Source organism: Thiothrix subterranea, assembly GCF_016772315.1.
Classification (GTDB): domain Bacteria; phylum Pseudomonadota; class Gammaproteobacteria; order Thiotrichales; family Thiotrichaceae; genus Thiothrix; species Thiothrix subterranea.
Genome location: NZ_CP053482.1, coordinates 377,288 through 395,253, shown reverse-complemented (window position 1 = coordinate 395,253; position 17,966 = coordinate 377,288). Strand labels below are relative to the sequence as shown.

13 protein-coding genes are annotated in these 17,966 nt (G+C 51.8%); 3 read left to right on the top strand and 10 right to left on the bottom strand.

All coding sequences use genetic code 11. The annotated features are described in order from the left end of the window. Window positions 1-70: 70 nt before the first annotated feature. On the bottom strand, window positions 71-2,395 hold the full coding sequence (locus HMY34_RS01915; RefSeq protein ID WP_202717496.1) for a coiled-coil domain-containing protein: 2,325 nt from the start codon (window positions 2,393-2,395) through the stop codon (window positions 71-73). Between the two features lie 113 nt (window positions 2,396-2,508). Continuing rightward, window positions 2,509-4,809, bottom strand: a complete 2,301-nt coding sequence (locus HMY34_RS01910; RefSeq protein ID WP_202717494.1) for a DNA internalization-related competence protein ComEC/Rec2 — start codon at window positions 4,807-4,809, stop codon at window positions 2,509-2,511. Window positions 4,810-4,864: 55 nt separating this feature from the next. Between HMY34_RS01910 and HMY34_RS01905 the strand changes: the two genes are divergently transcribed. Further along, a complete protein-coding gene (locus HMY34_RS01905; protein WP_202717492.1) occupies window positions 4,865-5,416 on the top strand; it encodes a DUF2062 domain-containing protein in 552 nt (183 codons plus the stop codon). Here the strand turns inward: HMY34_RS01905 and lolD are convergent. From lolD to HMY34_RS01890, 3 genes are read right to left on the bottom strand one after another with little or no spacing between them, the layout of a single operon-like run. Further along, a complete protein-coding gene (gene lolD / locus HMY34_RS01900) occupies window positions 5,413-6,093 on the bottom strand; it encodes a lipoprotein-releasing ABC transporter ATP-binding protein LolD (RefSeq protein WP_202717490.1) in 681 nt (226 codons plus the stop codon). The two genes, HMY34_RS01905 and lolD, sit on opposite strands and share 4 nt — an antisense overlap. Further along, window positions 6,086-7,357: a lipoprotein-releasing ABC transporter permease subunit gene (locus HMY34_RS01895; protein WP_202717488.1), complete on the bottom strand. Its 1,272-nt coding sequence runs from the start codon at window positions 7,355-7,357 to the stop codon at window positions 6,086-6,088. The genes lolD and HMY34_RS01895 overlap by 8 nt, the downstream gene beginning before the upstream one ends. Further along, window positions 7,350-8,597 carry a lipoprotein-releasing ABC transporter permease subunit gene (locus HMY34_RS01890; protein ID WP_202717486.1) on the bottom strand — a complete coding sequence of 416 codons (1,248 nt, stop codon included), beginning with the start codon at window positions 8,595-8,597 and terminating at the stop codon, window positions 7,350-7,352. Before HMY34_RS01890 ends, HMY34_RS01895 begins: the two co-directional genes overlap by 8 nt. Window positions 8,598-8,656: 59 nt before the next feature. On the opposite strand from HMY34_RS01890, the gene HMY34_RS01885 reads away from it, so the two are divergent. Next, window positions 8,657-8,905 carry a hypothetical protein gene (locus tag HMY34_RS01885; protein ID WP_202717484.1) on the top strand — a complete coding sequence of 83 codons (249 nt, stop codon included), beginning with the start codon at window positions 8,657-8,659 and terminating at the stop codon, window positions 8,903-8,905. Between the two features lie 10 nt (window positions 8,906-8,915). On the opposite strand, the gene HMY34_RS01880 is transcribed toward HMY34_RS01885, so the two are convergent. Next, window positions 8,916-9,113, bottom strand: coding sequence for a hypothetical protein (locus HMY34_RS01880; RefSeq protein WP_228287953.1), 198 nt, complete (start codon window positions 9,111-9,113; stop codon window positions 8,916-8,918). 90 nt (window positions 9,114-9,203) lie between these two features. Here HMY34_RS01880 and HMY34_RS01875 point away from each other — a divergent pair, with 90 nt between their 5' ends. Further along, a complete protein-coding gene (locus tag HMY34_RS01875) occupies window positions 9,204-9,650 on the top strand; it encodes a PAS domain-containing protein (protein WP_202717482.1) in 447 nt (148 codons plus the stop codon). A 6-nt stretch (window positions 9,651-9,656) separates the two neighbouring features. Here HMY34_RS01875 and HMY34_RS01870 read toward each other — a convergent pair whose 3' ends face one another. The 4 genes from HMY34_RS01870 to htpG form a co-directional block, all read right to left on the bottom strand. After that, complete coding sequence (locus tag HMY34_RS01870; protein ID WP_202717480.1) at window positions 9,657-10,895, bottom strand: DUF1501 domain-containing protein; 1,239 nt, start codon at window positions 10,893-10,895, stop codon at window positions 9,657-9,659. 14 nt (window positions 10,896-10,909) lie between these two features. Then, window positions 10,910-15,346, bottom strand: coding sequence for a DUF1800 family protein (locus tag HMY34_RS01865; RefSeq protein ID WP_202717478.1), 4,437 nt, complete (start codon window positions 15,344-15,346; stop codon window positions 10,910-10,912). A 14-nt stretch (window positions 15,347-15,360) separates the two neighbouring features. Next, complete coding sequence (locus HMY34_RS01860) at window positions 15,361-15,792, bottom strand: hypothetical protein (RefSeq protein WP_202717476.1); 432 nt, start codon at window positions 15,790-15,792, stop codon at window positions 15,361-15,363. Between the two features lie 154 nt (window positions 15,793-15,946). Beyond that, on the bottom strand, window positions 15,947-17,836 hold the full coding sequence (gene htpG, locus HMY34_RS01855) for a molecular chaperone HtpG (RefSeq protein ID WP_202717474.1): 1,890 nt from the start codon (window positions 17,834-17,836) through the stop codon (window positions 15,947-15,949). Between the last annotated feature and the right edge of the window lie 130 nt (window positions 17,837-17,966).

Sequence of the window (17,966 nt, the reverse complement as noted above, 5' to 3'; positions counted from 1 at the left end):
GTGAATCCTGAGGCGAAAAACACGGTATTCTATGCCGTGGGGTGGTTTGCTGCAATGCCGTATGTGTTGGTTAAATGATTGCCATTAAACGCAGCCCTAAGACAAACACCAGCGCGGCGGCTAAGCCGGTTATCGCACCTTTAATAAATAAGCTTTGAGAGCTTGCCGCGTATTTGACCACGCTTTTGTCCAGCTTGTCGATCTGGCGGTCACGTTGCGCAATAATCAAATCGCGTTGGTGCAGGGATTCGTCGCGGTGTTGTAGCTGTTGCTGATTTTCTGTCAGGGTATTTTCTAAATGTTGAATGCGTAAGGTGAGTTCTTGCAAGCGTTCATCGCGGCGGCGGATATGCGCTTCTTTCGCCACAATGGTTTGGTCACGGTCATGCAAGCTGGTGTCGCGTTTGTTGAGTTGCGCGTCGCGGGCTTGCAGTTGCGCATCGCGTTGTGACACGGTGACATCGCGTTCGTGCAGGCTGGTATCGCGTTTCGCAATGTCGGTATCACGCTGGTAAATTTGCTGATCACGGGCTTGCAACGCTTCCTCTTTGTGTTGCAGTTGCAGGTCACGCTGTTCGATTTGGGCATCGCGTTCGGCAACGGTAGCGTCACGCTCCGCCAGCGTTCCTTCGCGTTCGGAGAGGAATTCATCCCGATCTTGCACGGTTTGGTCGCGCAGTTGCAATTGCACATCACGTTCGGCAATGCTTTGGTCACGCAAATGCACTTCCAGTTGCAGGTTGCGAACTTGCTCATCCCGCGCGGCAATTTCGGTATCGCGAACTTGCAGGCTGCTGTCGCGCTCAGTGAGGAATTCACCCAAATTTTGAATGTGGCGGTCGCGCTCTTGCAGCGAAGTATCGCGTTGTTGAACGGTTTGATCGCGTTCCGTCAGTTGGAAATCGCGTTCGCGCACGCTGTCATCACGTTGCTGAATCGCGGCATTGCGTTCAGTTAGCAGCGAATCACGCGCATGAATGGTTTCATCGCGTTCCTGCATTTGCCCGTTGATTTGGGTAATGTGTGAATCGCGTTCCTTCAGGCTGTGATCGCGCTCGCCGATGGTGACATCGCGGCTTTGTACTTGCGAATCGCGCAATTGCAATTGCTTGTCGCGTTCGCGCAATTGCAAATCTTGCCCACTAATACGGGTGTCGCGCTCCCGCAGGGAAATATCACGTTCTTTGACGCGGCGGTCGCGTTCGGTAATTTGTACATCGCGCTCTTCGACCGTGCGATCACGGCTGGAGAGGCGCGTGTCGCGGTCGCGTAAATCTTCATCCGCTTTATTGATGCGCTCGTCACGCATCATCAGTTGGCGGTCGCGCTCATTGAGTTGGCTGTCGCGTTCCTGCAAATGGTCTTCGAGTTCGCGGATGGTTTGCAGAAAATCCAGCCCTTGCTGGTCACGGCTGCGGATGGCCTCTTCCCGCAAGCGCAATTCGTTGTCCCGTTCGGCAACGGTGCGGTCGCGTTCGCTTAGTTCGCGGTCACGTTGGCTGAGAGTGGTATCACGTTTTTCGACTTGCTGTTGCTGAATGCCAATGCGTTGATCGCGTTCTTGCAGCAGCGTGGCTTTTTCTTTGAGCAAAACTTCGCGGCTTTGGATTTGCTGATCACGGTCAGCAATGGTGCGATCCCGCGCTTGCAAATGCTGGTTCGCAAGGTCGATGTGTGAATCGCGAGCGGCTAATTGGCGATCCCGCTCTGAAATATGGTTATCGCGTTCGCTGAGGTGCTTGTCGCGTTCCTTGAGCATTTTTTCCTGCTCTAGGGTTTGGCGGGTGCGCTCTTGTAATAAGGCTTCGCGATCCAGCAATTGCTGATCTTTTTTACCTATGCTGTCATCGCGGCTTTGCAGCAGTTTGTCTTTGCTTTGAATCGCTTGGTCAATGCGCGAGAGTGAGCGGTCTTTGTCTTCCAGACTGCGGTCACGCATTTGGATTTGCAGTTCTTTTTCCTGCAACAGTTTTTCGTAATGCGCAAGGTTTTGTTCAAGGATACTCAGACGGCTGTCACGGTCACTCAGGATGGCGTCACGTTGTTGCACGGCACGGTCACGGTTGACGACACCTTCATCACGGCTACGCAGGGCTTTTTCTTTTTCTTCGAGTAATTGGTTTTGTTGGGTGAGCAGCTTTTCTTTTTCACCCAGCAAGCGTGCTAGGGTTTCCATGCGCTTATCGCGCTCATCAATCCGTGCGTCACGTACCCGAATATGCCCGTCTTTTTCCAGCAATAATCCCGCTATTTCGCGCAGGCGCTGATCCCGTTCCTGTAAACGCAGGGCTAATTCATCCACGCTGGTTTTCAAGGCTTGCTTATCATTAAGGGTCAGATAAACGTTTGAATCCAGCTTTTTAAAGATGTCGAGATCCTTTTCTTCCAATTTCATGATAATTCCTGAGCACTTCGGGGACACAACGACAGGAAATCCCTATCCTAGTTGCGAGATGAACAATGTTGAAATTGCTTAGATTCTGGCATAAATAATAATGTTTCGCTACGTTACTTTATTAGGTAACGGTGCCAGAGATGCATTTTTGCGGTGCGCCATTCGCGCCAGTGCAGGGCTGCGGGATTGGCAGGAAAATCGAGCCGCAATTCGCCGGTTTTGGCAGTGTCCAGTAATTTTATGTCACGCGCTTCGTAACGTTGGGTGACGCTGGGATGCGGGTGATTGAAACGGTTACGATAGCCACTGGTGACGATCCCAAGCGTGGGCGCAACCGCTTGTATAAACGCCGGGCTGGATGAAGTTTTGCTGCCGTGATGCGGTAACAGTAACACTTCTGCCTGTAAAGCAGTGCCCCGCTTGAGTAACCATTTTTCGGCGGGGCGTTCAATATCGGCGGTCAATAGCACGCTGTGAGCGGCATTTGCTATTTTCAATACACACGAGCGGTTGTTCTCTTTACCGTCTGGGAAATCCACAGTGGGGTGTAAAACGGTGAAGATTACGCCATCCCACTGCCATGAATGCCCCGCCGCGCATAAATTGGGGTGATGATCCGCGAGTATGTCGGTGCTACTCACCAGTAGATTCGTGACGGGCAGAGCGTTCAGCAATGCATTCGCGCCGCCGCTGTGATCGTTATCCGCATGAGACACGATTAAGGTATCGACTTGGCGAATGCCTTGCCCACGTAACCACGGCAACACCACTAATTCACCCGTATCAAAACTGTCCGACACTTTGGGGCCGGTATCGAATACCAAGGTATGGTTGGCGGTTTGCACCACACTTGCCAAGCCTTGCCCCACGTCCAGCGCGCTGAGGCGAAATGCTCCCGGCGCTATCTTGGGTGGCTGATACAAGATCAGCGGGAGCATTAGCAACCAACCCAGCCACCGCCCCGGTACACCACGCGGCAGCCACAACAGCATGAATCCTACCAGAGCTAATACTAGCCAGGGTAAGGGAATCAACGGCACGTAGACCGATGACAAGGGCAGGGCGGCGAGCCATTCCAATACCCACATCAGCCATTGCAACAATGCGGCGGCAACTGTCCAAATCCACGTGGCGGCGGTTTCCCACCAACTGGTAAAGACCATGCCCAGCAATACCAACGGCGTGACCACAAAAGTAACGATGGGAATGGCCAGCAAGTTTGCGATAGGCGAGCTGAGTGAAATCATCCCAAAAAAGCCTGCTGCCAGTGGCAGTGTTCCCAGCGACAACACCAACTGCATCCAGACGACGGATGCTTTCCCCAGCTTACGCTGCCGCATTCCCAAAAACGCCAGCAACGCCACCGTCAAAAACGATAACCAAAAGCCCACTGCCAAACTCGCCAAAGGGTCGAGCAGCAATACCAGCAAGAGCGCGATACTCATGGTGATACTGAACGGCACTTGCCGCCGCCATACCAAGCCCGCCATTACCACTAGCAACATAATCAGGGTGCGTTGTGTCGGAATATTGAACCCTGCCAGCAATGAATACGCCGTTGCTAACACTCCACCGGATAATCCCGCCGCCACCCGCAATGGCAACCACAAATATAAGCCCGGAAACAAACGCCAAATTCCCCACACCGGCAAAATACCCAAGCCTGCCACCATCGTAATGTGCAAGCCCGAAATCGCCAGTAAGTGAATCGTTCCGGTTTGGCGCAAGATTTCCCATTGTTGCTGCGGAATGCTGGCGGTATACGCAATCGCCAACCCCTGCACCAAGCCAGTCATGCCCGAATTGGGCAGTGCCGCTGCGATTTTTTCCTGCAATTGTTGGCGCAAATAATTCGGTTGCCACCACGCGGCGGCGGCTAAACGCTGGTTATTTGGCGATTCGCGCACGTAGCCGCTGCCACCGATGCGCTGTGAAAACAGCCATTGTTCGTAATCAAAGCCATTCGGATTCATGAAACCGTTGGGGCGTTTGCCACGAATCAGCAATTGCCAGCGCTCACCCGCTTGCAGTGTGGGTGCATCCTCCGCGTACCAGGCGACGCGCAAACGTCCTTGATAGGTGGCGGTATCGCTATCAAACAGAAAACTGCTGCCATCTGCCCGCCGTTCGGGTACATCGGCAATCGTGCCAGTGAGCAGAATATCTTCACCCTCCCACGCAGCGGGTAGCCAATCAGCCCTCACACCACCGGCCACCCACAATGCGTAAACACCGCCCAATAACACACCCGCCAACAGAATAGCAGTTTGTCGATGCCGATAATGCCATGCAGCACCAATCAAACCACCGCCACCCATGACACTTCCCCAAAATAGCGCATCGAACAGCGGTAGGCGCGGCAGTACCCATAACACGAGCGTGCCAATAAAAAAACTCACTGAAAAGGTGCGCATATTTCGCAAACCATGGATAATGAATGACCTTAATTGTTATTGCTGTTAAAACTTCATGCCGCGAAAATTGTTGCGTAAGCTATTTCCTAATCCTGACAAAATGAAAGATCATAAGCATCTCCAGTTTTTGGGGGATACGCTGCATTTGCCCTATTTGTGGCATTTAAATCGCCATAATGTTGCCTCAGCGTTTGCGATTGGGTTGTTTTGTATGTGGATTCCCATACCGTTTCAATCCATTATTGCCGCACTGTTAGCCGTTTTTTTCCGAGCAAATTTACCCTTAGCCGTGGTCTTGGTGTTTGTCACTAATCCCGTGACTATGCCCCCTATGTTGTATGGGGCTTATTTAGTGGGTGCTGCGATTGTGGGGCATCCGCCTGCGGGTTTCAACTTTGAACCCAGTCTTGATTGGTTAATGAATGGCTTAATTCTTATTTGGAAACCGTTCTTGTTGGGTATTTTTATCACGGCAGTATTGTCATCCATTGCCGGTTATTACGGTGTACACCTGCTCTGGCGTTTGCATTTATTGAAGCATTTGAAAGCGCGGCGCGAACGTAGAAAACGTCAAGCACCGCCACCCGATCAAGATTCAGCCGATTAAGCGTTGGCTAATACGCCATCGGTCAAGCGGTAAACCGTATCCATTTTTGCCGCCAATTGCAGGTCGTGGGTAACAACCACGAACGCCGTGCCTAACGCTTCATTCAAACTTTGCATTAAGTTAAACACATTGTCAGCGGTGTGTTGGTCGAGATTACCGGTTGGCTCATCGGCTAACACGGCTTTGGGGCGTGTCACCAAAGCGCGGGCAATGGCGGCACGTTGGCGTTCTCCGCCGGAAAGCTGGGCGGGTTTGTGGTCAAGGCGCTCTTGCAAGCCGACTTTTGCCAATATATCGCTGGCTTGAGCGCTGGCTTCCGCCACTTTCACCCCGCGAATCAGCAATGGCATGGCGACGTTTTCCAACGCGGTGAATTCGGGCAGTAAATGGTGAAATTGGTAGATAAAGCCCATCGACTCGTTACGCAACACGCCGCGTTCGGTGTCGGACAATTGATCCATGCGTTTGCCGAGGACTTCCACATGTCCGGTGGATGGCAAATCCAGACCGCCCATTAAGTGCAGCAAAGTGCTTTTGCCGCTGCCGGAACTGCCTAAAATAGCAACTTTTTCCCCTTCGTGAATCGCCAAATCCACCCCGCGCAATACCTGCACATCCAGCCGCCCTTCGGTAAAACGTTTGCCCAATTGTTGGCAAGAAATAATCACTTTACTCATAACGCAATGCCTCCGCAGGCTGGACTTTGGACGCACGCCAAGCAGGGTAAAGCGTCGCGAGAATGGACATAAACAAAGCACTCAAGGCAATCACCATCACATCGCCGGGATTGACCCGTGATTCGAGTTCGCTAATGAAATACACATCGGCGTTGATGAAATGGGTATCAAACAAACGTTCCAGAAACGGCACAATCACATCCAGATTGGTGGAGAGTAACACGCCTAACGCCACGCCAATCAAGGTGCCAAACACGCCAATTAAAGTGCCTTGCACCATGAAAATTTGCATAATCCGCCCGGATGACAGTCCCAAGGTGCGCAAAATAGCAATGTCGCCTTCCTTATCGGTAACGACCATCACCAAGGTAGACACCAAATTGAATGCCGCTACCGCAATAATCAGCAGCAAAATAATGAACATTACCGACTTTTGCGCTTGAATGGCTTTAAACTGGTTTTTATTTAAATTTGTCCAGTCATTCGCCCACATATCCGGCCATGCCTGCCCCATGCGCTGTAAAATTGTTTCGGCGGTTTTGGGGGCGAGGTACAAATCATCCAGCGTCATGCGTAAACCCGTCACCTCGGCATTCATCCCGAAGGTTTTTGCGGCGTCTTCAAGGTTTACGTAAGCCGTGGTGGTGTCAAATTGCTGCATATCCACTCGAAAGATTGCCACAATCGTGAAACGCTGCAATGCGGGCATTTCGCCGGTTTCCAGTGCATTTTCGCTAGGGCTGACGAGGGTTAGGGCATCGCCAACATCGACTTTTAGCTCTTTTGCCATGGTTGCGCCGATCGCAATGTTGAAACTGCCCGGTTGCAATTTCATCATGTCGCCTTTGTCTTTGACAACGTGCTGGAATACGGTGCTCACGTGTTGTTCCAGCTCCGGCACAATGCCTTGCAAGACAGCAGCGCGGGCTTCATCGCCCTGATTCAGCATCGCAGGCTTTTCGATAAACGGCGAAACCGCTTTCACGTGCGGGAAATCCAGCAGTTCTTTCTGCACGTTTTGCCAGTCGGATACGCCCAAATCGTGTTCGGATACCGTGACGTGCGCCAACATGCCCATAATGCGTTCGCGCATGGTTTGCTCGAAACCGTTCATCACCGAAAGGACGGTGATCAGCACCAGTACGCCAATCGCGATGCCTATCATCGACGCTAAGGAGATAAAAGAGATGAAATGCTTTTGCCGCTGCGAGCGGGTGTAACGCAAGCCGACAAACAGCTCCATGGGCTGGAACATTTTACTCATAGCGCAGTGACTCCGCCGGTTGGATTTGCGAGGCACGCCAAGCGGGATAAATCGTTGCCAACACCGAGGCAATCAGCGAGGCAACTCCGATCCAAATCACATTTTCCCAGCGCATATCGGAGGGGATTTCGCTGATGTAAAACACGTCAGATGAAAAGATTTTGAAGCCAAACGTATTTTCCAAAAACGGAATCACGGTATCAATATTGAGCGATAGCCACACGCCCAAGCCCACGCCAACCAGTGTGCCGAAGATGCCAATGATGCTGCCTTGAATCATAAAGATGCGCATAATGCGCTGACCAGACATGCCAAAAGTGCGTAGGATGGCAATATCCGATTCTTTATCATTCACCGCCATCATCAGCGAAGCGACCAGATTGAAGAGCGCCACGCATACCACCAAAAACAAAATCAAGGTCATCGCAATGCGTTCGGTTTTGACGGCACGGAAGAAACTGCCGTGTTCTTCGCTCCAATCCACGACCTCAAATTCCTTGCCTAACTGGGTTTGCAACTCATGCCCGATGGCGGGGGCGGCGAATAAATCATCCAGCTTCAGCCGTATGCCGCCGATATTGTCACCCAAGCGAAACAGCCGTGAGGCATCGCTGAGTTCCACAAAGCCGGTCATGCCGTCGTATTCGGGGTGTCCGATTTGGTAGATGCCGGTGACGGTAAAGCGTTTCAGGCGCGGTAAAATTCCCGCCGGGGTCACTTGCACTTGCGGCACAATGACCGTGACTTTATCGCCGGGCATGACGCCGAGTGCGGTCGCGACTTCGACACCTAAAACGATGCCGTAATCACGCGGGGCGAGGCTGTTGAAACTGCCTTCCAGCATTTTGAAATTGACATCACTGACTTGGCTTTGCAGTTTGGGATCAATGCCTTGCAGCACAATGCCACGCATGAGATTGCCATTGGTCAGCATGACTTGCTTTTGCACATAAGGAGCCGCACCAATGACGTGTTGCTGTGCCTTTAGTCCGTCAATTTTTGCCGTCCAATCCGCGAGTTGCCCATTTGTCCCCGAAACCGTGACATGGGAAACCACACCCAGTATCTTGTCCCTGAGTTCCTTTTCAAACCCGTTCATGATCGACAATACCGTGATCAGCACCATGACCCCCAGCAGGATGCCGAGCATCGAGGCAAACGAGATGAACGAGATGAAACGGTTACGCCGCTGTGAATGCGTGTAGCGCTGTCCGATAAATAATTCGAGTGGTGTAAACATGGGTGGCGATTGTACAGATGATGAGTGTCGTTTAATAGTGAAGTATCGGGAGATCAGACATGCGTTTGTCGAAATGGTTTAGTGCTGTGTTGCTGGCGATGGCTTTTTTCGCCAATACTGCGTTTGCGGACTATCCCAGCCGTGGCATGAGCATGAACGGTGTTAAGGCGCAATACGGCGAACCGCAGTCGGTACGTCAATCGGCTGATCCGGTCAAAAAGCGCTGGCCTCGGATTACGGTATGGCAATATGGCACGTTCTCGGTGTATTTCGAGCGGCATACGGTGTTGCATACGGTCGTCCATTGAGCGTGAAGCCTCAGGCGGGTTGAATCAGCAGTAATAACAGCCCTGCCAGCAAATAATACGCCGCAAACTGGATGGTGAGCGGCTTTTTGAATTCTTCGGGAATGTACTCATCCACAAACGGAAAAAAGTAGCGCACGCTACCGATAATCAGTGCCGTAACACCCGCCAACACTAGCATGAATCCAATCGCCGCCAGTAAACTCATCATGATCATTTTCCCTGTTAAATAGGTCTGGAATAGGTGTCTTATCGTGGATTAATGTTATCATTTTGCATAACTCATGATTGGATACGCGCTATGGAAACCGTTACAAATTCTGCCATTCGCCCGGCATTGCTGCAATCCCTGATCGACTACGCTGAGCATGGTATTACGATTGCGGAACGCGAAGGCAATGACACGATTTTGTTGTACGTTAATCGGGCGTTTGAACAAATGACAGGTTACAACGCGGAAGATTGCTTGTATCAGGATTGCCGTTTCTTGCAAAGCGACGACCGTGACCAAGCAGAGTTAAGTAGGATTCGGAGCGCTATTGAATCTGAACAGCCGGTCAGAGTGATCTTACGCAATTACCGCAAAGATGGCAGTTTGTTCTGGAACGATTTAAGCATCAGCCCATTTTTCGACGAGGAAGAGGGCGTGATGTATTACATCGGGGTGCAGAAAGATGTGACCGAGTTGGTCGCCTTGCAGACTGAGCTGGCAGACGTCAAGGCGCGTTTGGCGGCTTTGGGTGGATGATTGTGTTCATCCCAGAAAATTCAGGGGGGTGTGGTTATGCCCCGGCAACAAACTAGCCAGCGCATTATTACCCAAGTGCTTGCTGGCAACTTCCCCGAAAATATCGCGAAAATCGACCGAATGCGCCAAATAACGCCCTTTGTACAATTGGGTTTTGCTCAAGCCCGGCCATTGTCCGTATACACCGCTACGCACCCCACCACCAAGCGCGAACCAGCATCCCGCGTTGCCGTGGTCGGTACCTTGGCTACCATTTTCTTCCGCCGTCCGTCCGAATTCGGTCATGGTTAGAATCATCACATCCTGCATGGCAGTGCCTAAATCGGCATACAAGGCGGCGATGCCATCTGCGAAAATCTTTAGCATGTTGGCTTGATAGCCCGCTTGATTGCCTTGGGTTTGGTGCGTATCCCAACCACCGATATTCACGGTTGCCAATTCTAATCCGACACCCGCTTTGATCAATTGTGCGGCTTGGCGCAATTGTGTGCCGTAGCTATTGTTAGGGTAAATTGCGCCATTCGCAGGCTGATAGCCTTTCACATCAAGCTGTTGCACCAGCCCAAGGTCGGCGAACAAGGTACGCCCCGCATTTTGGATACGCACGCCATTATTGCCGCCTAGATGCGGGTTTTGCGCGTAAATCTTTTGTAAGCGGGCGGTCATGCGTGGTTCGGCGCTGGCGGTCATGTCCAAATCGAAGGCGGCGAGATCGTTGAATGACGAGACGGGTACTTTGCCACGCAAGGCTTGCGCAATCTCTGTGCCGAAGCTCACCCCGCGCATTCCGCTGCTATTGCTGGAAGCTTCTAAGTGGCGGTTCAGCCAGCCGTTGCTGGTTTTGCTGATGACACCGCTTTCGATAAATTGCTCGCTGTCGAAATGCGAGAGGCTGGCGTTGGGGTAATGGGTTGCCGGAAAGACCGCCACATTGCCTTGCTGATACAGCTTGTGTAACGCGCTCATCGCGGGGTGCAATCCAAAAAAGCCGTTTAAATCCAATGCACCACCCGTTTGTCCAGCGCGTGGAATCGCAATGGTGGGGCGCAGGCTGTAATACGCCGCATCCCCGTAAGGCACGGCGACATTCAAGCCATCACAGCCGCCGCGCTGGAAAATCACGATCAGGCTTTTCGCTGCTGCCGCTGCTTCTGCGGTGGCAATACCAGGCATTCCATTAGCGAACCACGCACTCCCCGCGACGGTGGATGAGAGCATGTACTTTAAAAAATCACGACGTTGCATAGTGTTTCCCCGCCTTATTGGTAGTTGAATTCCGGGTAACTCAAAACAGTGCCCACGGTTTCGCGAATACGCGCCTCGGCATTGCTGGCATTCGGATTGAAAGCACCTTCGGCATTCAGCACCTCCAGCGCGGTTTGCCATTCCAGTTCGGCGTAATAACCACCGATTGTCCAATTCAGCAAATCGCTGGCAATGCTTTCGGCGGTGACGGCCTGTTGCAGACTGAAAAGGGTGGCGGTATCCAGATAGGTTGCACCGCTGCGGGCATTGGCTAATAGGTTGACGAAGCGCACCCGTTCTTGCAACGCGGCTGAACTTACCCAGTCATCGCCGGTATCGGAGTAGCCCGTGGGTGAGCCGTATTGGTATAAATCCATGCCCATGCGTTTCACCGCTGCCGGTAAATCGGCGTAAGTGCCTTGGGCGTGGGTCGCGCGCACGCTGGCGGTGACAAATTCCAGCGGCGTTTTGACTTTGCTATTAATGTTCTCAGTCGCGTAAAACTCTGGCGAAGTCAGGATTACCCGCAATACCTGCGCGATTTGATCCGGTGCTGATGCTTGCGCCAAGAATGTGTCGACGCAACGTGCTTGCAGGCTATTAACGGGCTGATCGCTCACAAAATACGTGACCAGTTTGGAACACAGGTAATTAGCGGTAGCAGGGTGACGCGCCAGAATATCCAGCACCCGTTCGCCTTCATCCACACCGCCTGCGGGAATCGCATTGCTCCAGAACACTTTGGCAACGCTGTTGTGTTGCGCGGCATTGAAGAAGAAGCGGTCATTCTGCACTTGCCAGCCGGTGAACACTTCCGCCAGTGTATCGACTTCTTTCTGGGTGTAACCGCCATCCACGCCCACCGTATGCAGTTCCAGTATTTCACGCGCGTAGTTTTCGTTGGCATTGGCTTTGACGTTTTTCACGCTGTCGAGGTAATACAACATCGCTGGGCTTTTTGCGCTTGCACCGAGTAGGTTGCGGAAATTGCCCAAGGCATTGGCGCGAAACACGTCGTTTTCTGCCAATTCGTACAGCAATTTATTGCCGGTTTTGCGGAAATCGGTGTTGAAATGGTTATCCCAGAACCACGTCATGACCTCCTGTAACTGGCGGCGGCTACCGATCATGCGTTGCAGGGTGGCGGTTTGGAATTCCGCTAACGTGGCAGGGTTGGAATTTGCCATCCGTGCCGCAAACACGCTGTCATCCAGTGTGGTCGGGTTAAGTTGTTGTTCTAGGAACGCGGTCGTGCCTAATTGCGTGACTTCTTGCAACAACGCATCGGTAATACCAAACGTGGTGCGACTGATGAGTTGGCGGTTTTCTTCGTGTGCGCCTGCGACATTGAGCGCCAGCGTGTTGGTACTTTGTTTGCCGCTGGTGTCGGTAGCTATCAGGGTGATAGTAATTTTGCTGTCTTGGCTGAGAATGCCGTTGGGCAGAGCATAAGCCCAGTTACCGGCGGGTGTTGGCGTGAGATTTTTGGGTGTTACCAAGGTTTTGCCGTCATCTTGTGTAACCGAGAGTTGTACGGTGCTGACAGCGGTATCATCGGTGACATTGCCTTGCAGCAAGAAGCCGGTTTTTAATACCGTTTCATCGGCATGGTGCGAACTGATGGTAATGCTGGGGGCATTTTCATCGGCAAGCACTTGGTAGCTGCGGGTGATAGTGGTGGTATTGCCGGTCACATCAAATGCCGTAGCGGTGACGTTGAGGGGTCGTCCGATTTGCAGGGCATTGCTGTTAATCGGCAGTTTCCAGTTGCCCGTGACTTTATCCAAGGTTGCGGTTTGTGTGGAGGTGAGGCTGCCACTTGCGAGGTTAATGTCAATCTTATCCAGCGCTTTGTCATCGCTGGATTTTCCACTGAGTTCAAAGCCAAGATTGCCGACATTGTTTTTGCTGGGGGAGAGGATTTCAAGCGCGGGTGGTTTGAGATCCAATTCACCTTTGTCGGCGCGACCAACCGCAAATGTTACCGCGCCTGCGCTGGTGATAATACGGCTATACGGATACTGTTTGTTGGCAAACGGGTTGTAGGCTTTGAATACGTGGCGCGTGCCTTTGCGCAGGGTTTCTAGGTCGAAAATGGCTTGTCCGTTGGCATCGGTCGTGCCGTTTTTGAGCCATGTGAGCTTGCCGTCGGTGGAAATTTCATAAGCATCAATACGCTGATTGGGCATGATGGCATTGCCGTTATCGCGATCAACGAGGGTAACGGGGGTTGTACCCACTGGAAAGTCAACGCTATAGGTTTGGGCTGGGAACGGTGCGGTCATGATTCTGCCCGTGTTGTAAGGCGTGACACTCAGTACAAAATTCAAGCCTGCTTGTGACAGTAATTCGGAATCAATGACCGCAACGCCCTTGGCATTGGTTTTGGCAGAACTGCGCCAAATGTAAGGCCAAGTGATTGTATTGCCAGCTTGTATTTCTTGCAGCGTAACGTCTTTGTCGGCTAACGGGGCAGCGGTGATGGCATTGTAGAGTGTTACTGCCATGAGGCGTGTGCCGACCATGAAGGTATACGCGCCTGCTTTGTCGATAGTTTGGCTGCTCTTGTAACGCTTGGTCACGGGATGCGTGGCTTGCAGGAAAAACTTGCGACCTTTATCCAATCCTGGCAGGTCGATTTTAAGATTGCCTTGTGCGTCGGTAATGGCTTTGTTGAACCAAGTGGTCGTGCCGTCTGCCATGTTTTCACGGATATGCACATCCAGATTGGGTAGCAATGCGCCATCTGCTTGTGTGCCGTCTTTGACCGTGACTTGCAAACTGCCCACGCCGAATGCAAACGCGGTGCTGCTGGTGATGTCGTTGCTCCATGCGCCAAAGTTATTGAAGGCGGTTGCTTGCAGGCGGATTGTGCCGCCATTGCTTAATTCGGGTAGGTCAAAGCTGGTGCGTCCGTTGGCATCAGTGGTTTGGCGGGTGATATATTCCAGTTTGCCGTTTGCGACCACGCGGTATGCAGTGATTTGGATATTGGCTAATGTGTTGCCATTACTGAGGTCTTTGAGAGTGACGGGCAAGGGTTGGCTGCCCACGGTAAACGTATATTCGCCTGCTTGTTGCAGAGGTTGACTGGTTTTCCATGTTTGATTAAACGGGCTTTTCGCTTTGAGAACATAGGTGCGGTTGTCATTCTGTGCAAACAGGCTTAAGCGTAATAAACCTGTGGCATCGGTGGTGGCTTCGCTGCGCCATACTTCTTTGCCATCCGCCATTTTTTCGGCGATTGTTACTTTTTGATTCGCTAAGGGTTGGGCAGATGCTTGGGTGTTATCCATCACTTTGACCTGCGTTTCACCGAGCTTGAATTCCATAGCACCGGGTTGGCTTATGATGGGGCTGGCAGCACGGTAGGCGTTGTAGGGGGCGGTAAATAATTGTGCTTTGTCACCCTCCATCAGTTCGGGAAGGTCGAAACGCACTTGACCGTTGGCATCTGTGCTGGTTTCGGTGCGCCAAACACTCGTGCCGTCTGCTTTAATGCGGTAAGCCGTGACTTTTACCGATGGAATCACCGCGCCAGAAACAGCGTCTTTCAGGGTGGCTTGCAGCAAAGGCGTGCCAACTTGGAAGGTCTGTTGCTGCCCTGCTTGCAACGGTTGACTGACTTTGTAAGCGTTGTTGAAGGTGCTTTTGGCTTCGAGACGGAACTGACGGTTGGGCGGCAGATTCAGGCGTAATTGCCCTTTCGCATCCGTGGTAACACTGGCAAACCATGCCGTTTTACCGTCGCTTAATAATTCCCGAACTTGTACGCCGTAGTTGGCTAATGGGGGTAATGCGGCTTGAATGCCATCAACAAGGGTTGCAACCGTGTCACCCAGTGTAAAGTTTGTATTGCCTGCTTGGGTATACGTTTGTGTGGCGGTAAAGCCGTTGAATACTTTGGCGTTCAAAGTGACGGGGATACCTTGGCTGAGTGCTTCGAGTTCAAAGATTACCAGCCCGCTGCTGTTGGTTTTCAGATTGTCTAGCCAGATGGCTTTGCCGTTTTCTTGTTTGTAAGCCGTGACGCTGATGTCAGGTAGCGGCTGTTGGGTCAACGCATCCAATAGGGTGACGTTTAGCAGGGGGAAGCCGACCCGGAATGTCACTGCTCCGGCGGTGTCGATCACGGCACTTTGGCGGGCTTTGTTAGCACGCGAGCTTTTGGCTTGTAAAACATAGCGCTTACCTGCGCCTAAACCATCCAAGCTGAAAGCGACTTGCCCATTGGTATCGGTTTTGGCTTTGGTGCGCCAGACGTTGCTGCCGTCAGCTAACAATTCGCGCACATTGATTTCATAATTCGCTAAGGAAGCATCAGCATTGGTGCCATCGACAACTTGCACGGTGAGATTGGGGGCAACTGCTGCATGGGCAGCGGGCAGTAAACACGTCAGCAGCATCAGGAGTAGCAGTAATCCCCTGTGCAAGTAATGGCGGTTGGTCATGGCTTACCCTCGCGTTAGTAAGATGGCATGGTGTTGGGGGTTGATGCTGCTTTGGCATCGTCCGCTTGGCGCAGCGCGGTGTTTAAGCGTTCGATTTCTTGTTGTTGTTGCGCTAACTGCTCTTCTAAGTCGGTAAGGGTATTGGTGGTCGTGGCAACTTGCTTGGCATTGCTGTCTTGGGTCAGCGCATCCAATTGCTGGGTTTTTTCGGCAAGCTGTTGCTGGTTTTGCTGTAAGCGTTGTTCCGCATCGTTCAGCTTGGCTTGCAAAGCTTCTAATGCCAGTTGTTGTTGCTGGAGTTGTGCTGGTAATGGGTCAACGGCAGCGTTGTCTGCGACGGGTGGAACAGGCGGGCACTCATTCTCGCTGGTGCTGGGGGCGTTACAACCCGTTAAGCTCAGGCATAAACCCAGTGCTATCCATAGCCGATGTTTGCAAGTTTTCATTAGTTTTTTGTATGTGATTAGGATTTTCGCTATTAGAGCAAACTTGCAGCGTGATGGGAATAGCTTAAGCTGACATTCATTAATTTTTCTTATTGAATAACGTGTGCGCAAAAAAAAGCCCCGTTTCCGAGGCTTTTTTCTAAGTGTGGGTTTCTTAACCCATTGCCAACATCAGCTTATTCAAACGGTTAACAAAGCCCGCTGGGTCTTCCAACTGCCCGCCTTCTGCCAGAATCGCTTGATCGAGCAGGATGCTTGACCATTCACCAAAACGCTCGTCGTCGGTTTCGGCTTCCATGCGTTTCAGCAGCGGATGTGTTGGGTTGATTTCCAGCGCAGGCTTAGTGTCAGGCATTTCGTGACCGGCTTGTTTCATCAATTGCTGCATGTACAACGCCATATCGTGGTCGTTCAGCACGATGCACGATGGTGAAGTGGTCAAGCGGTGCGAAACGCGCACGTCGCCGACCTTTTCGCCCAATGCCGTTTTGATGTGCTCGACCATGTTCTTGGCTTCGGCTTCAACTTTTTCCTGCTCTTTCTTGTCTTCCTCGGTTTCGAGTTTGGACAGGTCGAGCTGACCTTTGGCGACGGATTGCAGTGATTTGCCTTCAAATTCCATCAAATGCTGTACCAACCATTCGTCTACGCGGTCAGACAACAGCAGCACTTCGATGCCTTTTTTGCGGAACACTTCCAGATGCGGGCTATTTTTTGCAGCAGTGTGGCTGTCAGCGGTGATGTAGTAGATTTTGTCCTGACCTTCCTTCATGCGAGCCATGTAGTCCGGCAAGGATACGGTTTGTTCAGCACTGTCATCCAGCGTGGAGGAGAAGCGCAGCAATTTGGCGATTTGTTCACGGTTGCTGAAGTCTTCGCCGGGGCCTTCTTTGAGAACTTTGCCGAACTCTTTCCAGAATTTCGTATATTTTTCTGGCTCGTTGGCAATCATGTTTTCCAGCAAACCAATGACTTTTTTCACCGAGGCATTTTTCATGTTCTCGATGATTTTATTGCCTTGCAGGATTTCACGCGACACGTTCAACGGCAGGTCGTTGGAATCCAGCACACCGCGCACGAAACGCAAATAGCGTGGCATCAGCTTGAACTCTTTGTCTTCCATGATGAAAACGCGCTGTACGTAGAGCTTCAAGCCGTGGGTGTTGTCGCGGTCGAACATGTCGAACGGGGCTTTGGAAGGCAGGTACAGCAAAGACGTGTATTCGTACTTACCTTCGACGCGGTTGTGTGACCATGCCAGCGCGTCTTCCCAGTCGTGCGAAACGTGTTTGTAGAATTCCTGGTATTCCTCATCCTTTACTTCGGATTTGGCGCGTGTCCACAACGCGTTGGCTTTGTTGACGGTTTCCCATTCATCCTTGATTTCACCCGCTTCGGTTTTACGCATGTTCACAGGCAGCGGGATGTGGTCAGAATACTGACGGATGATATTGCGCAAACGCCAGCCGTCAGCCAGCAGTTTTTCGTCTTCTTTGAGATGCAGGACGATTTCTGTACCGCGAGTGGCTTTTTCGACCTGTTCCAGTGAGTAGCCGGATTGCGCATCGGATTCCCAACGCACACCTTCAGAAGCGGCATCCCCAGCGCGGCGCGTGGTCAGCGTTACTTTGTCGGCAACGATGAAAGAGGCGTAGAAGCCTACCCCGAACTGCCCGATCATGTGCGAGTCTTTTTTCTCGTCGCCGGTCAGTTTGCTCAAGAATTCTTTCGTGCCGGATTTGGCAATCGTGCCGATATTGGTCACAACTTCATCGCGGTTCATACCGATGCCGTTGTCGCGCACAGTGATTGTGCCTGCTTGTGCGTCGAATTCGACTTCCACGCGCAATTCGCTGTCGTTCTCGTAGAGGCTGTCGTTGCCGATGGCTTCAAAACGCAGCTTGTCGCAGGCATCCGAACCGTTGGAAACCAATTCGCGCAGGAAAATTTCCTTGTTGGAATACAGCGAGTGAATCATCAGGTGTAACAGTTGATTCACTTCGGTTTGAAATTGCAGGTTTTCTTTGTTGCTTGTTGCTGTCATGGGGTATGCGTCCTCACATCTTGTACATTTCGATGTCGGCAAGATGGGGGATGGCAGGAGGATTTCAAGGGGTATTGATGATTTTTACGGTGTATCCGTCACGCCAGTACAAAAAAATCTTGCGTTTCAT

Excerpts from the sequence above, each read along its gene's own strand:
- HMY34_RS01875 (WP_202717482.1), top strand. The coding sequence starts at position 9,204 with ATGGAAACCGTTACAAATTCTGCCATTCGCCCGGCATTGCTGCAATCC.
- HMY34_RS01880 (WP_228287953.1), bottom strand. The coding sequence starts at position 9,113 with ATGATGAGTTTACTGGCGGCGATTGGATTCATGCTAGTGTTGGCGGGT.
- HMY34_RS01910 (WP_202717494.1), bottom strand. The coding sequence starts at position 4,809 with ATGCGCACCTTTTCAGTGAGTTTTTTTATTGGCACGCTCGTGTTATGG.
- HMY34_RS01905 (WP_202717492.1), top strand. The coding sequence starts at position 4,865 with ATGCCGCGAAAATTGTTGCGTAAGCTATTTCCTAATCCTGACAAAATG.
- HMY34_RS01895 (WP_202717488.1), bottom strand. The coding sequence starts at position 7,357 with ATGAGTAAAATGTTCCAGCCCATGGAGCTGTTTGTCGGCTTGCGTTAC.
- HMY34_RS01915 (WP_202717496.1), bottom strand. The coding sequence starts at position 2,395 with ATGAAATTGGAAGAAAAGGATCTCGACATCTTTAAAAAGCTGGATTCA.
- HMY34_RS01885 (WP_202717484.1), top strand. The coding sequence starts at position 8,657 with ATGCGTTTGTCGAAATGGTTTAGTGCTGTGTTGCTGGCGATGGCTTTT.
- HMY34_RS01860 (WP_202717476.1), bottom strand. The coding sequence starts at position 15,792 with ATGAAAACTTGCAAACATCGGCTATGGATAGCACTGGGTTTATGCCTG.
- HMY34_RS01865 (WP_202717478.1), bottom strand. The coding sequence starts at position 15,346 with ATGACCAACCGCCATTACTTGCACAGGGGATTACTGCTACTCCTGATG.
- HMY34_RS01890 (WP_202717486.1), bottom strand. The coding sequence starts at position 8,597 with ATGTTTACACCACTCGAATTATTTATCGGACAGCGCTACACGCATTCA.
- htpG (WP_202717474.1), bottom strand. The coding sequence starts at position 17,836 with ATGACAGCAACAAGCAACAAAGAAAACCTGCAATTTCAAACCGAAGTG.
- HMY34_RS01870 (WP_202717480.1), bottom strand. The coding sequence starts at position 10,895 with ATGCAACGTCGTGATTTTTTAAAGTACATGCTCTCATCCACCGTCGCG.
- lolD (WP_202717490.1), bottom strand. The coding sequence starts at position 6,093 with ATGAGTAAAGTGATTATTTCTTGCCAACAATTGGGCAAACGTTTTACC.